Source organism: Angustibacter sp. McL0619, from assembly GCF_049994355.1.
GTDB lineage: Bacteria > Actinomycetota > Actinomycetes > Actinomycetales > Angustibacteraceae > Angustibacter.
Genome location: NZ_CP188257.1, coordinates 3,347,946 through 3,362,504, shown reverse-complemented (window position 1 = coordinate 3,362,504; position 14,559 = coordinate 3,347,946). Strand labels below are relative to the sequence as shown.

Below are 14,559 nucleotides of genomic sequence, written 5' to 3'. Positions count from 1 at the left end.
GAGGTGAGCGCAGCGCCTGACGACCCAGCGGACGAACCCCACCATCCCAGCGCGGCGAGGAGCCAGGCCCGGTGACCGAGTGGTTGCTGCTGCTCGCCAGTGTCGTGCTCACGCTGGGCACGGCGGTCTTCGTCGCCGCCGAGTTCTCGCTGGTGACCCTCGACCGCTCGTTCGTGGAGAGGTCCGTCTCGGAAGGTGACGCGCGTTCCGGTCCGGTGCTCAGCGCCCTGCGCCAGCTGTCGACCCAGCTGTCGGCGTGCCAGGTGGGCATCACGCTCACCACGTTGCTGGTCGGCTATCTCGCCGAACCGAGCATCGCGGCGCTGCTCGGCGGCCCGTTGGAGGCGATCGGGGTTCCCGAGTCCGCGGTCCAGCCGGTAGCGGTCACGGCCGCCCTCGTGCTGGCCACCGGCTTCTCCATGGTGATCGGCGAGCTGGTGCCGAAGAACCTCGCCATCGCCCGCCCGCTGGGTACCGCCCAGCTGATCGCGGTCCCGATGCGGATGTTCTCGCTGGTGGCCAAGCCGTTGATCGTGCTGCTCAACGGCAGCGCCAACGCCCTGCTGCGCCGGGTCGGGGTGGAGCCGAAGGAGGAGCTGTCCAGCGCGCGGACGCCACAGGAGCTCGCGTCCCTGGTCCGCCGCTCCGCCGAGGCCGGGACGCTGGGCGCGTCCACCGCGCGCCTGCTGACCCGCTCGCTCGGCTTCGGCGAGCGCACCGCTGAGGACGTGATGACGCCCCGCCTGCGCTGCACCGTCGTGCAGCGTGAGGAGTCTGCGGCGGACGTCGTCCGGCTGGCCCGCTCGACGGGGCACTCGCGCTTCCCGGTCGTCGACGAGGGTTTGGACGACGTCGTCGGCGTCGTGCACGTCAAGCGAGCCGTCTCGGTGCCGCTGGATCGACGCGGCGAGGTGCCTGCCGCGGCACTGATGTCCGAGCCGCTGATGGTGCCCGAGACCGTGCGCCTGGACCCGCTGCTGGCCCAGCTGCGCGAGCAGGGGCTGCAGCTGGCCGTTGTGGTGGACGAGTACGGCGGCACGTCGGGGGTGGTCACCCTCGAGGACGTCATCGAGGAGATCGTCGGCGAGGTAGCCGACGAGCACGACCGCGGCCGGACCGTCGGGCGTCGGCTGCGCGACGGCGCGTGGGTGGTGCCCGGGCTGTGGCGACCGGACGAGCTGCGTGACCGGGTCGGCGCGCCGGTGCCGGACGACGGTGCCTACGAGACCGTGGGCGGTTTCGTGATGGCCCGGCTCGGCCGAGTGCCGGACGTCGGCGACGTGGTCTCGATCGCGGGCTGGCGCCTCTCGGTGACCCGGATGGACGGACGACGGGTCGACCGGTTGCTGGTCACCCCGGTGCCCGAGGAGCAGCCTTCGGACGAGGACGGCGAACGGTGAGCGCCGGCGTGGCGTTGGCGGTCGCCGTGGCGCTGCTGCTGGCCAACGCGTTCTTCGTCGGTGCGGAGTTCGCGGTGATGGCCGCGCGGCGCAGCCAGATCGAGGTGCTGGCCGCGCAGGGCTCCCGTCGGGCGCGCAGCACGTTGTGGGCGATGGAGCACGTCTCGGTGATGCTGGCCTGCGCGCAGCTGGGGGTGACCGTCTGCTCGGTGAGCCTGGGTGCGGTGGCCGAACCCGCGCTCGCGCATCTGATCGAGTCGCCGTTGGAGGCGCTCGGTGCCTCGCCGGCGCTGGTGCACGCGGTCGGCTTCGCCCTGGCGTTGGCCGTGGTCGTCTACCTGCACGTGGTGATCGGCGAGATGGTCCCGAAGAACCTGGCCATCGCCGGCCCGGACCGCGTAGCCCTGGTGCTCGCCCCGCCCCTGGTCGCGCTCTCGCGCGCCCTTGGCCCAGTGATCTCGCTGCTGAACGGGATGGCCAACGCCTGCCTGCGGCTGTTCCGGGTGGAGCCCAAGGACGAGGTCACCTCGACGTTCACCGCGGCGGAGGTCTCCTCGATCGTCGCCGAGTCCCAGCGCGAGGGCCTGCTCGGTGGTGCGCACCTCCTGGTAGCCGGCGCTCTGGAGTTCAGCAACCGGTGCGCGCGCGACGTCGAGGTGCCGCTGGCCGAGCTCGTCACCGTGCCGGTCGGCGCGACACCGGCGGACGTCGAGCGGCTGGTGTCGCGGACGGGCTTCTCCAGGTTCGCGGTGACGGAGGACGACGAGGTCGTCGGCTACCTGCACCTCAAGGACGTGCTCTACGCGGACGACGAGCGCTACGACCAGCCGGTGCCGGCCAAGCGGGTGCGCTCGCTGGTCACCGTCGCGTCCGCGGACGAGGTCGAGGACGTGCTGGCCACGATGCAGCGCTCGGGCGCGCACCTGGCCCGGGTGGTCGACGGCGACGAGGTGACCGGCGTGGTGTTCCTCGAGGACGTGCTCGAGGAGCTGGTGGGCGAGGTGCGGGACGAGACTCGCCGGCACTCCGCCGGCCCCCACACGTCTTCCTGATGTGGTCCGCGTCACATTTCGTGCAAGTGCCCCTGTTGTGATTCGCCCAATTCACCTAGGGTCTGTCAGACGCCTCCGCTGCTATCCGCCCAGGTAGTGGCCGCCCCTCGCGGGCGAGTGAGACGTGTGGTGCCCCTGCTCAGCCCTGTAAGCCCCTGTTCAGCCCCCTGTTCGACGTGCCCTGAAGCCGACCAGCTGGAGTTCTCGCGTGCCTGCTGCCTCCCGTTCGATGACAGACGACCGTCTGTCCATCGACTGGTCGGCCGCAGAACCCGAAGCCGAACCCGGTTACCGCGGGCGCCGCCGGGCCCAGCCCGTGGGGCCGGCCGACGACACCGAGCCGGTGCGCCGTGCTGACGTGCTGGACGCGTTGGCCGAAATCGCGCCCGCGGCGCCGAAGTTCCAGACCCGCGCCGAGGCCAAGGCCGCCTGGGCGGCGGAGCCGGCCAAGGAGCAGGCGCGTGGCAGGTCGGCCGCCGACCCCGTCACAGCACGGACGATGGCACCTGTGACGGCAGCTCCGCCGGCGCTCGCCGTCGGACCGGCCACGACGGTGCTGCCGACGCGCCCCTCACCGAACGTTCGCCGGGCACCGCAGCTGCGCGGGCTGCAGGTCCAGCCCGAGCCGCAGTCGCGCCACCGCGGGCTGGCCATCGTCGGGGCCCTCGCGGCCGTGGCGGCGATGGGTGTCGCCGCGGTGGCCGGTGGTGCGCTGCCGACTGAGGCCGCCGACCAGGCGGCGACCTCGCTGAGCCCGCGCTCGCCGTCCGCGGCTGGCAGCGCCCTGGACGGCACCGGCTCCCAGCCCAGCACCGAGCAGTCCACTTCTCAGCTCGCCGGCGGCACCCTGGACAAGGCCTTCCGGATGGTCGCGGTGTCGCGCTCGCAGGAGCGTGGCGCCATCGCCGGCTGCAGCGGGAAAGCGCCGACCCAGTCGTACTCGAACGGTGAGCTGCCGACATCCATCCTGTGCTCGCTGCCCTTCGCCCCGCGGCACCGGCTGCGGGCCGACGCCGCGGTTCAGCTGATCCGGCTCAACGACTCCTACAAGGGCCGGTTCGGCCAGAGCCTCTGCCTGACGGACTCGTACCGGTCGCTCGCCTCGCAGTACAGCGTCGCCGCCCGCAAGCCGGGGCTGGCCGCGCGGCCGGGCACCAGCGAGCACGGCTGGGGACTCGCCGTCGACGTGTGCGACGGCCCCGACCAAACGGGCGGCGCGCGGCGCTCCTGGTTCTTGGCCAACGCACCCAAGTTCGGCTGGGACAACCCGGCCTGGGCCCGACCCGGCACCGGTAGCCGGCCCGAACCGTGGCACTGGGAGTTCGTCGAGGGCGAGTCGAAGACCCAGGCATCGGGGGAGTAGCCCCGTTCTCTGGCACGGGTCCGCGGCTGGTAGCCTCGTGAAGCCCGAGCCCCCGTAGCTCAGGGGATAGAGCACCGCCCTCCGGAGGCGGGGGCGCAGGTTCGAATCCTGCCGGGGGCGCCGATCAATTTGCTCGCCGGACCTCGCCCGTTCAGGCGCTGCACGTGTGACTCGGGTGGGTCGCTAGGGCATGATGTGGCGATGCCTCTCGTGTCTCAACCGGCATCAGCGTCCATCGAAAAGCCTGACTATTGGTGGTACGCCGCGCGGGCTGGGCTACTGGCCGCGGCGGTCGGCGAATACGTTGGCGATCCGGCCCGGACGCTGGACGTGGGCAGCGCGGACGGCCCGTCGGTCGACTGGTTGCCCCCGCGCACTTCCCTCGACCTGGACCCGGCGGGCCTGATGCCCGGCGGGGTGTGCGGGTCGGCTTTGGCTCTGCCGTTCGCGGACGGGGCGTTTGACCTGGTGACAGCGTTCGACGTCGTAGAGCACTGCGAGCCGGAGTCAGTGGCGCTTGCAGAAGTGCGCCGTGTCCTCGCTCCCGGTGGTCGGTTCCTGCTGTCGGTCCCGGCCTACCAGTGGGCCTGGACCGACTTCGACGTGGCCGCCGGCCACTACCGCCGCTACACCCGCCGGCGGCTGCGCGACGCGTTGGCGGAAGCGGAGTTCACGGTGGACCGGTGTACGCACATCTTCGCCGGGACACTGCCCCCGTTCACGGCTGAGCGGCTGGTGAGGCGCCTTCGTCCGACCGCCGAAGCTTCCCTGCCGAAGGTATCTCCGGCGGCCGACCGGGTGCTGCGCGGCCTGTGTCGCCTTGACGCTTGGTGGCTTCACCGCCGCGACCTGTCGTTCGGTTCGTCGGTGGTTGCGGCCGCCACGAAACCGGCTTGAGTGCCACCCTGCTCACGGGAACGCTGCGCCAGCACAAGCAAGTACCCATCCCGTAGGTCGAGCCGTCGCCAGGCTCATCACCTGTTCGGACCCCAAGATCACCTCGGCGGTCCTACATTGGCTGAATGAGTCACGAGGGACGGGGGCGTCGACGGCGCTCGGTGAGTTCCCTGTCGTCGCCTCGGGTTCTGGTCTGCGACGACACCGACTCCGTGCGGTCCCTGATCGTGATGAACCTCGAGCTCGAGGGCTACGACGTGATGGAGGCGCACGACGGCCAGGAGGCGCTGGACCTGCTCAGTGACCCCAACAACGTCCTGCCCGACGTCGTCACCGTCGATGCCCTGATGCCGCGCCGGGACGGCTGGTGGACGGTGTCGATGATCCGCAGCGACCCGCGGCTGGAGCACCTGCCGGTCGTGATGGTCACCGCGTCGGTGCAAAGCCACCACCGGGCCCAGGCGGAGCAGGCCAACGTGGATGCTTTCATCGCCAAGCCTTTCGACCCGGACGAGCTGGTGGCGATCGTCGGCGTCCTGGCCTCCGCCGGCCGGGTGCACTGATCTGCCGGACCGCTGGGTAATCCCCGGCGAGGTCGTGCCCGCTGCGCCGGTAGCCTTTCCCGGGTGACCCCTGAGCAGCTGTCCCTGGCCGTCCGCGGCGTCCTGGCCGACGCCGTCACGTCCGGCGAGCTCAGTGCCGCCGTGCCCGACGAGGTCCGGGTGGAGCGGCCGCGCAACCGCGACCACGGAGACTGGTCGACCAACCTGGCCCTCCAGCTCGCCAAGGGCGCTGGCATCCCGCCACGCGAGCTCGCGCAGGTGCTGGCCCGCCGGCTCGCTGCCGTGGAGGGCGTGCAGCGCGTCGACGTCGCCGGACCGGGCTTCCTGAACATCACCCTGGACGCCGGGGCCGCCGGCGAGCTGGCCCGCAGCGTGGTCGAGGCCGGCCCGCGGTTCGGCGAGAACTCGACCCTGGCTGGGCACGTGGTCAACCTGGAGTTCGTCTCGGCCAACCCGACCGGCCCGCTGCACATCGGCCACACCCGCTGGGCCGCGCTGGGTGACTCGCTGCGCCGCCTGCTGGCGGCCAGCGGCGCGACGGTCACCAGCGAGTACTACGTGAACGACGCCGGTGCGCAGATGGACAACTTCGCGGCGTCGGTGCTGGCCCGTGCCCGCCAGGAGCCGGTGCCGGAGAACGGCTACCCGGGCGAGTACGTCGACGGACTTGCCAAGCGCGTGCTGGACGCACAGCCCGACCTGCTCGACCTGCCGCCCGACGAGGCCCTCGTGATAGCCCGCGACATCGGCTACCGGACCCAGCTGGCGGAGATCCAGCAGGTGCTGGCGTCGTTCGACGTGCACTTCGACGTCTGGTTCAGCGAGCGCACGCTGCACGAGGGCGGCGCTGTGGAGCAGGCCGTCGCGCGGCTGCGCGAGCAGGGTCACGTGTTCGACGCGGACGGCGCGGTGTGGCTGCGCACCACCGACTTCGGCGACGACCGCGACCGGGTGCTGATCCGGCAGGACGGCGTACCCACCTACTTCGCTGCCGACGCGGCGTACTACCTGAGCAAGAAGGACCGCGGTTTCCCGGAGAAGGTCTACATGCTCGGTGCGGACCACCACGGCTACGTCGGTCGGCTCAAGGCCATCGCGGCGTGCGCCGGGGACGACCCGGCCACCAGCATCGAGGTGCTGATCGGTCAGTTGATCAACCTCAACGGGGCCAAGCTGTCCAAGCGCGCCGGCAACATGATCGAGATGCGCGACCTGATCGAGTGGATCGGCAGCGACGCCGTCCGGTACTCGCTGGCTCGCTACCCGGCCGACTCGCCGCTGAACCTGGACGGCGAGCAGCTGCGCAAGCGCAGCAACGACAACCCGGTCTTCTACGTGCAGTACGCGCACGCCCGGATCAGCCGGATGTCCCGGCTCGCGGCCGAGGACGGCGTTCGTCGCGAGGACGGTTTCGACCCGGCTCTGCTGGACCACCAGACCGAGTCGGCGCTGCTCGCCACCCTCGGGCAGTTCCCGCGGGTGGTCGGTCAGGCCGCTGAGCTGCGCGAGCCGCACCGGGTGGCGCGCTACCTCGAGGAGCTCGCCGGCAAGTACCACAAGTGGTACGACGAGTGCCGGGTCCGGCCGCAGGGAGCGGACGAGGAGATCACCGACCTGCACCGCACCAGGCTGTGGCTGAACGAGGCGACCCGCACGGTGCTGGCCCGCGGGCTTGACCTGCTCGGGGTCTCGGCACCGGAGCAGATGTAGTGCGCGCGCACGAGGCGGGTGCCCTGCACGCGGAGGGCTACCTGGGGCCGTCCTGGCTGCGTCCGCCGGACGACGTCAACGAGCTGGTGCCCGCACTATGGGCCCGCACCGTGCGCCGGGGCAGTCAGTGCGGCAAGCTGAAGGTCGCCGAGGTGGACGTCGTGGCGATCGCGGCCGAGTTCGGCACGCCGGCGTACGTGATCGACGAGGCCGACTTCCGGGCCCGGGCGCGCGGGTACGCCACCGCCTTCGACGAGGCGTTCGCGCACCTGTGCGGCGGTGCGGACGTCTACTACGCCGGCAAGGCCTTCCTGTGCACCGAGGTGGCGCGCTGGGTGGTCGAGGAAGGCCTCAGCCTGGACACCTGCACCGGCGGCGAGCTGGCCGTCGCGCTGCGGGCTCAGGTGCCGCCGGCCAGGCTCGGCCTGCACGGCAACAACAAGAGCGACGCAGAGATCGGTCGCGCACTGGACGCCGGCATCGGCCGGATCGTGGTCGACGCGCCGTCCGAGATCGACCGGGTGGCCGACCTGGCCCGCGCGCGCGGCGTGCGGGCGCCGGTGCTGCTGCGGGTCACCGTCGGCGTCGAGGCGCACACCCACTCCTACATCGCGACCGCGCACGAGGACCAGAAGTTCGGCCTGTCGCTGAGCTCCGGCCAGGCGCACGCGGCAGTCGCCCAGGTGCTCGCCCGACCCGAGCTCGAGCTGCGCGGCCTGCACTCGCACATCGGCTCGCAGATCTTCGACGTCCAGGGTTTCGAGGTCGCCGCCCGCCGGGTGCTCGGACTGCATGCCGCGGTGGCCGCCGAGCACGGCGTCCAGCTGCCCGAGCTCGACCTCGGCGGCGGCTTCGGCATCGCGTACACCACCCAGCACGACCCGCTCGCGCCGGCCGAGCTGGCCGCGGGGCTCGCCCAGATCGTCGGCAAGGAGTGCGCGGACCTGGGGGTCGATGTCCCGCGCATCTCGGTGGAGCCCGGCCGGGCGATCGCCGGGCCGAGCACGTTCACGCTGTACACGGTGGGCACGGTCAAGGACGTCGACCTGGACGGCGGCGGCGTGCGCCGGTACGTCGCGGTGGACGGCGGCATGAGCGACAACATCCGCACCGCCCTGTACGACGCGGACTACTCGGCCACGCTCGCCAACCGCCGCTCGCAGGCCCCCCCGGTGCTGTCCCGAGTCGTCGGCAAGCACTGCGAGAGCGGCGACATCGTCGTCAAGGACGAGTTCCTTCCCTCCGACGTCGGCCCCGGTGATCTCGTTGCTGTCCCTGGGACCGGTGCCTACTGCCGGAGCATGGCCAGCCAGTACAACCACGTGCCACGCCCGCCGGTGCTCGCCGCCCGCGACGGTGAGGTCCGGGTGCTGCTGCGCCGCGAGACCGAGGACGACCTGCTGGCCCTGGACGTCGGGTGAGCGGGGTCCGGATCACGGACGCAGGCGCCGTCGGCCCCCGGACAGACGGCATGATGCGCTACGACAGCGTCCAGCGACAGGAGAACCGGTGAGCACCGCACCGCTGCGGGTGGCCATGCTCGGCTGCGGAGTGGTCGGCACGCAGGTGGCGCGACTGCTGACCGCGCACGCCGACGAGCTCGCCGCCCGGTCCGGACGCGCGCTGGACCTCGTCGGCATCGCGGTCCGGCGTACCGGACGCGACCGGCAGGCCACCGGGGTCGCCCCCGACCGTTTCACCACGGACGCCGCCAGCCTGGTCACCGAGGCCGACATCGTCATCGAGGTGATCGGCGGTATCGAGCCGGCGCGCACCCTGATCCTGTCCGCCATGGAGCACGGCGCGTCGGTGGTGACTGCGAACAAGGCGCTGCTGGCCCAGGACGGCCCCGCGCTTTACGCGGCCGCCGATCGGTTCGGGGTCGACCTGTACTTCGAGGCCGCGGTGGCCGGCGCGATCCCGCTGGTCCGTCCGGTGCGCGAGTCACTGGCCGGCGACCGCATCCTGCGGGTGCTGGGCATCGTCAACGGCACCACCAACTACGTGCTCGACCAGATGGACACCACCGGGGCAGGTTTCGCCGAGGCCGTCGAGCAGGCCCAGGCGCTCGGCTATGCCGAGGCCGACCCGACGGCGGACGTCGAGGGGTTCGACGCCGCGGCCAAGGCGGCCATCCTGGCCTCGCTGGCCTTCCACACCCGGGTTCCGGCGTCCGCCGTGTACCGCGAGGGCATCACCGAGGTCAGTGCGGCGGACGTCGCGGCGGCGCGGCAGATGGGCTGCGTGGTCAAGCTGCTGGCCATCGCCGAGCGGTCCGGCGACCCGTCGTCCGAGCTGGGTGAAGGGGTCTCGGTGCGGGTGCACCCCGCGATGCTGCCGCGCACCCACCCGCTGGCCGGCGTCCGGGGGGCGTTCAACGCGGTGTTCGTCGAGGCCGAGGCCGCTGGCGAGCTGATGTTCTACGGCCCTGGCGCCGGTGGCGAACCGACCGCTAGCGCGGTGCTCGGCGACGTCGTCTCGGTCGCCCGGCACCGGGTGCAGGGCGGTCGCGGTCCGGGGGAGTCGTCCTACGCGGACCTGCGGCTGCTGCCGATGGGTCGCACCTGGACGCGGTACCACGTCAGCCTCGACGTGGCGGACCGCCCCGGCGTACTGGCCCAGGTCGCCCAGGTGTTCGCGGCCCACGAGGTGTCCATCGAGACGGTCCGCCAGCAGCTCACCCCCGGCGTGGGCGAGGCCGCGCCGCGCGCCGCGCTCGTCGTGGTCACCCACAAGGCGACCGACGAGGCGCTTGCGGCGACGGTCGACGACCTCGGCAAGCTGGACGTCGTGCAGGCCGTGGCCAGCGTGATGCGCGTGGAGGGGGACTAGTGGCTCACCAGTGGCGCGGGGTCATCGAGGAGTACCGCGACCGGCTACCGGTCGACGCGGACACGCCGGTCGTGACGCTGGGCGAGGGCGGCACCCCGGTGGTCCCCGCCCGGCAGCTGTCGCGGGAGACCGGCTGCGAGGTCTGGCTCAAGGTCGAGGGGATGAACCCCACCGGCTCGTTCAAGGACCGCGGCATGACCATGGCGATCTCGAAGGCGGCCCAGGCCGGTGCCCGCGTCGTGGTCTGCGCCTCGACCGGCAACACCTCCGCGTCGGCCGCGGCCTACGCGACCGCGGCCGGAATGAGCTGTGCGGTGCTCGTGCCGGAGGGCAAGATCGCGATGGGCAAGCTGAGCCAGGCCATCGCGCACGGCGCCACCCTGCTCCAGGTGGACGGCAACTTCGACGACTGCCTGACCGTGGCCCGCAAGCTGGCGGACGCCTACCCGGTCGAGCTCGTCAACTCCGTGAACCCGTACCGCATCGAGGGCCAGAAGACCGCGGCGTTCGAGGTGGTCGACGCGCTGGGCGACGCCCCCGACCTGCACTGCCTGCCGGTCGGCAACGCGGGAAACATCACGGCGTACTGGAAGGGCTACGGCGAATACACGACGTCGTCCGCGCAACCGGGACCGGCCACCCGTGCGCCGCAGATGTGGGGCTTTCAGGCGGCGGGTGCTGCGCCGATCGTCGCCGGCCACCCGATCGACGAGCCCGAGACCATCGCCACCGCGATCCGGATCGGCAACCCGGCGTCCTGGCGGCAGGCCGAGCAGGCCCGCGACGACAGCGGTGGGCGGATCGAGGCGGTCAGCGACCAGCAGATCCTGGCGGCGCACCGCTGGCTGTCCAGCCGTGAGGGGGTCTTCGTGGAGCCTGCCTCAGCGGCGGGGGTCGCTGGGCTGCTCGCCGCACACCAGGCGGGCCGGCTGACGTCGGGGCTGCGCGTTGTCTGCACTGTGACCGGTCACGGGCTCAAGGACCCGGAGTGGGCCCTTCGGACGCTGGACGGCACCACTGTCTCCCCAGTGCGCGTCCCGGTGGACACGGTGTCGGTCGCCTCCGCGCTCGGCCTCGAAGGCTGATCGGCGTGCCTGGCCGAGGGCCTATGCGGTCCGCGGTCCGGGTTCGGGTGAGCGCGACCAGCGCCAACCTCGGGCCCGGCTTCGACAGCCTCGGGCTCGCCCTCGGGGTGTACGACGAGGTCGACGTCCGGGTGTCCGCCGTCCCCGGCGTACGGGTCGTCGTGCACGGCGAGGGTGCCGGCGAGGTGTCGGACGACGAACGGCACCTCGTCGTCCAAGCGCTGCTGCGCGGCCTGGCGGCGAGCGGCTGCGCGCAGCCTGCCGGGCTGGACCTGGTGTGTCGCAACGCGATTCCGCACGGCCGAGGGCTGGGGTCGTCCGCGGCGGCCGTGGTGGCGGGTCTGGCTGCTGCCCGTGGGCTGGCCGGTTCCGCTGTCGACGGCGGGATGGACGACGGGATGGACGACGGGATGGACGACGGCGAGCTGCTGGCCCTCGCCACTGCCTTCGAGGGCCACCCGGACAACGCGGCCGCGGCGCTGCTCGGCGGCCTGACCATCGCCTGGACCGGGCACGACGTGCCGCGGGCGGTGCGGCTCGAGCCGCACCCGGCGCTGGTGGCGCAGCTCCTGGTGCCGGACACCCGCCTGGCCACGCACCAGGCCCGCTCGGTGCTGCCGGCCAGCGTCAGCCACGAGGACGCGGCAACCAACAGCGGCCGCGCGGCGCTGCTCGTGCACGCGTTGACCAGCCGGCCCGACCTACTGCTGCCGGCCACTGAGGACCGCCTGCACCAGCGGCAGCGTTCGGCGGCCATGCCGATCACGCTCGAGCTGGTCCAGGCACTGCGCGATCGAGGACTGGCGGCCGTGGTCTCCGGCGCCGGACCGAGCGTGTTGGTGTTGGCCGACCGCGCAGACGCCGAGGCTTCGATGGCGTTGTCTTCCGATCTCGCCGGAGACGAGTGGCGCAGTATCGCGCCCGACCTGGCCCTCGCTGGCGTTGTCACCAGCCCCCTCGAGACTCCGTGAGGCGACCGCCTGCCTGCTTGGACGACCTGATTCCTGAGGGAGGCGCAGAAGCGCCTCCAGTTCGAGAGCTCGAAGGCGCCGTGCTGCCACTTCCTGAGTGGTCAGGACTGGGCGGACGTTGCAGTCGACTGGGAAGGGCGCGTCTGATTTCGATGGATCTCGGGCGGGACCGCGATCCGCGCAGCCGCTGTGCCGCAACGGCCGGAGCCTGCCTGGCGTCGTCCGTTGTACCCGAGGCCCCGCTGCTCGTGGCGCAACGTGACTGCCAGGTAGCGCGACCGCCCGCTGGCGTGCGCTGAACGGGTGGCGCGGCGGCGACACGGAGTGTGCCCGGGAACACATTCAGCACCTGATGGTGTTATCGTGACAGCGCGTCCCCGCTCCGGCACGCTCCCCGCCTTCCGGAAGCCGACGCAGTCGCCATCCAAGCCTCATCCCGTCAGGGATCGGCTCGGCGAATCCGAAACACGGCTGTCCCGTCTCCCTGGCGGGACTGCCACCTCGCACGGATGACGGCATCTACACCCAGGCAGCAGCGCCGGGTGTCACACCCGCGGCCGGCAACAGCGCCGGACTGCGACGAGGGGAGAAGGATCCTTCGTGACCGATACCACCGAACGTGCAGCGGCGCCAGCCACAGATGTGGCTGAGCAGGCGCGCACGACCCGCCAGAGTGGCGGCCTGACCGGCAAGCGGCTGCCCGAGCTGCAGGCCATGGCCGCGGACCTCGGCATCACCGGCACCGGCAAGATGCGCAAGAGCGACCTGATCGCCGCCATCGGCGAGCGTCGCGGCGCCGGCTCCGGAGCCAAGTCGACGGCTCCGGTGGCGCGCGAGACGCGCACCGAGCAGCCGTCGCGTACCGCCCCGGCCCAGCAGGCCCCTTCCGGTGAGAGCCCGTCCGGCTCCGACGCGGGCGACAGGCAGAACGGCCGCTCCGACGGTTCGGACCGCGCAGAGCGCCAGGAGCGCCAGCGCCAGCAGGCTGAGCGCCAGCAGGGCGAGCGCCAGCAGAGCCAGCGCAACGATCGTCAGCAGGGCGAGCGTCAGCAGGGCGAGCGTCAGCAGGGCGAGCGTCAGCAGGGCGGCAACCAGAACCAGAGTCGTCAGCCGGGCCAGAACCAGGGCGCTCAGAACCAGGGCCAGAGCCAGAGCCAGGCCCAGGGCGGCCAGAACCAGAACCAGGCCCAGGGCGGCCAGAACCAGAACCAGGCCCAGGGCGGCCAGAACCGCTACGACGACGACGAGGAAGGCGGCGGCCGCCGCCGTCGTGGTCGGTACCGCGACCGCAAGCGTCGTGGCGGCACCCGGGTCGGCGACCCCGGCCACGGCATGGAGGAGCCGGAGATCAGCGAGGACGACGTCCTGCTCCCCGTCGCCGGAATCCTGGACGTGCTGGAGAGCTATGCGTTCATCCGCACCTCCGGCTACCTGCCGGGCCCGAACGACGTCTACGTCTCGCTCGGCCAGGTCAAGAAGAACGGCCTGCGCAAGGGTGACGCTGTCACCGGTGCGGTCCGTCAGCCCCGCGAGGGCGAGCAGCAGGGCACTGGCCAGGGCAACCGCAGCAAGTTCAACGCCCTCGTCCGCCTTGACACGGTCAACGGGATGACCCCGGACGAGGCCAAGGCGCGCGTCGAGTTCGGCAAGCTGACCCCGCTCTACCCGCAGGAGCGTCTGCGGCTGGAGACCGAGCCCGGCGTGCTGACCACCCGGATCATCGACCTGGTCTCGCCGATCGGCAAGGGCCAGCGCGGCCTCATCGTCTCGCCGCCGAAGGCGGGAAAGACGCTGATCCTGCAGGCGATCGCCAACGCCGTCGCCACCAACAACCCCGAGGCCCACCTGATGGTCGTGCTCGTCGACGAGCGCCCTGAAGAGGTCACGGACATGCAGCGCACGGTCAAGGGCGAGGTCATCGCCTCGACCTTCGACCGCCCGGCCGAGGACCACACCACGGTCGCCGAGCTCGCCATCGAGCGGGCCAAGCGCCTGGTCGAGATGGGCAACGACGTCGTCGTCCTGCTCGACTCGATCACCCGCCTGGGGCGCGCCTACAACTTGGCCGCTCCGGCCAGCGGGCGCATCCTGTCCGGCGGTGTCGACTCGAGCGCGCTCTACCCGCCGAAGCGGTTCTTCGGTGCGGCCCGCAACATCGAGAACGGCGGCTCGCTGACCATCCTGGCCACCGCGCTCGTCGAGACCGGCTCCAAGATGGACGAGGTCATCTTCGAGGAGTTCAAGGGCACCGGAAACATGGAGCTGCGGCTCGACCGGCGCCTTGCCGACAAGCGGCTGTTCCCGGCGGTGGACGTCAACCCGTCCAGCACCCGCCGCGAAGAGATCCTGCTCGGCCGTGAGGAGCTCCAGGTCAGTTGGAAGCTCCGCCGCGTGCTGTCCGGCCTCGACTCTCAGCAGGCGCTCGAGCTGCTGCTGTCGAAGCTGAAGGAGACCAAGAGCAACACCGAGTTCCTGATGCAGGTGCAGAAGACGACGCCGGTCCCCGGCAAGGGTGGTGACGACGACTGACGCACCCCGTCCTGCGAGGCCCCGCCCACCTCGGTGAGCGGGGCCTGGCGCGTTCGGCCCGATACGTCTCACCCGTTCGGCTCAAGAATCTGCCCGGAAGGCCGACAAGAACCGGGTAGGGGGCGCGCACCGACGCCCCCGATCGGCCCACCGGGAG

General features: G+C 71.9%; 11 protein-coding genes and 1 tRNA gene. All 12 read left to right on the top strand.

The genetic code is table 11. The annotated features are described in order from the left end of the window. Nucleotides 1-71: 71 nt before the first annotated feature. The 12 genes from ACPPVT_RS15595 to rho all read left to right on the top strand — a co-directional run bounded on the left by ACPPVT_RS15595 (nucleotide 72) and on the right by rho (nucleotide 14,402). Nucleotides 72-1,400 (top strand): hemolysin family protein, encoded by a 1,329-nt coding sequence (locus tag ACPPVT_RS15595; RefSeq protein WP_426561803.1) that lies wholly within the window; start codon nucleotides 72-74, stop codon nucleotides 1,398-1,400. Continuing rightward, nucleotides 1,397-2,452 carry a hemolysin family protein gene (locus ACPPVT_RS15590; protein ID WP_426561801.1) on the top strand — a complete coding sequence of 352 codons (1,056 nt, stop codon included), beginning with the start codon at nucleotides 1,397-1,399 and terminating at the stop codon, nucleotides 2,450-2,452. Before ACPPVT_RS15595 ends, ACPPVT_RS15590 begins: the two co-directional genes overlap by 4 nt. A gap of 229 nt (nucleotides 2,453-2,681) precedes the next feature. Continuing rightward, nucleotides 2,682-3,815, top strand: coding sequence for a D-alanyl-D-alanine carboxypeptidase family protein (locus tag ACPPVT_RS15585; protein ID WP_426561799.1), 1,134 nt, complete (start codon nucleotides 2,682-2,684; stop codon nucleotides 3,813-3,815). Nucleotides 3,816-3,863: 48 nt separating this feature from the next. Further along, a tRNA-Arg gene (locus ACPPVT_RS15580) sits at nucleotides 3,864-3,935 on the top strand. An 81-nt stretch (nucleotides 3,936-4,016) separates the two neighbouring features. Further along, complete coding sequence (locus ACPPVT_RS15575) at nucleotides 4,017-4,712, top strand: class I SAM-dependent methyltransferase (RefSeq protein ID WP_426561797.1); 696 nt, start codon at nucleotides 4,017-4,019, stop codon at nucleotides 4,710-4,712. A 125-nt stretch (nucleotides 4,713-4,837) separates the two neighbouring features. Next, nucleotides 4,838-5,275 (top strand): response regulator, encoded by a 438-nt coding sequence (locus ACPPVT_RS15570; RefSeq protein WP_426561795.1) that lies wholly within the window; start codon nucleotides 4,838-4,840, stop codon nucleotides 5,273-5,275. A gap of 63 nt (nucleotides 5,276-5,338) precedes the next feature. Beyond that, complete coding sequence (argS, locus tag ACPPVT_RS15565; RefSeq protein WP_426561793.1) at nucleotides 5,339-6,985, top strand: arginine--tRNA ligase; 1,647 nt, start codon at nucleotides 5,339-5,341, stop codon at nucleotides 6,983-6,985. Next, nucleotides 6,985-8,406, top strand: coding sequence for a diaminopimelate decarboxylase (gene lysA, locus ACPPVT_RS15560; RefSeq protein ID WP_426561792.1), 1,422 nt, complete (start codon nucleotides 6,985-6,987; stop codon nucleotides 8,404-8,406). The genes argS and lysA overlap by 1 nt, the downstream gene beginning before the upstream one ends. 115 nt (nucleotides 8,407-8,521) lie before the next feature. Then, nucleotides 8,522-9,817, top strand: coding sequence for a homoserine dehydrogenase (locus ACPPVT_RS15555; protein ID WP_426567175.1), 1,296 nt, complete (start codon nucleotides 8,522-8,524; stop codon nucleotides 9,815-9,817). Further along, on the top strand, nucleotides 9,817-10,902 hold the full coding sequence (gene thrC / locus ACPPVT_RS15550) for a threonine synthase (protein WP_426561790.1): 1,086 nt from the start codon (nucleotides 9,817-9,819) through the stop codon (nucleotides 10,900-10,902). Before ACPPVT_RS15555 ends, thrC begins: the two co-directional genes overlap by 1 nt. Before the next feature lie 5 nt (nucleotides 10,903-10,907). After that, entirely contained in the window at nucleotides 10,908-11,873 is a 966-nt protein-coding gene (gene thrB, locus ACPPVT_RS15545; protein WP_426561788.1) for a homoserine kinase, read from the top strand. A 600-nt stretch (nucleotides 11,874-12,473) separates the two neighbouring features. Further along, on the top strand, nucleotides 12,474-14,402 hold the full coding sequence (gene rho / locus ACPPVT_RS15540; RefSeq protein WP_426561786.1) for a transcription termination factor Rho: 1,929 nt from the start codon (nucleotides 12,474-12,476) through the stop codon (nucleotides 14,400-14,402). Nucleotides 14,403-14,559: the final 157 nt, after the last annotated feature.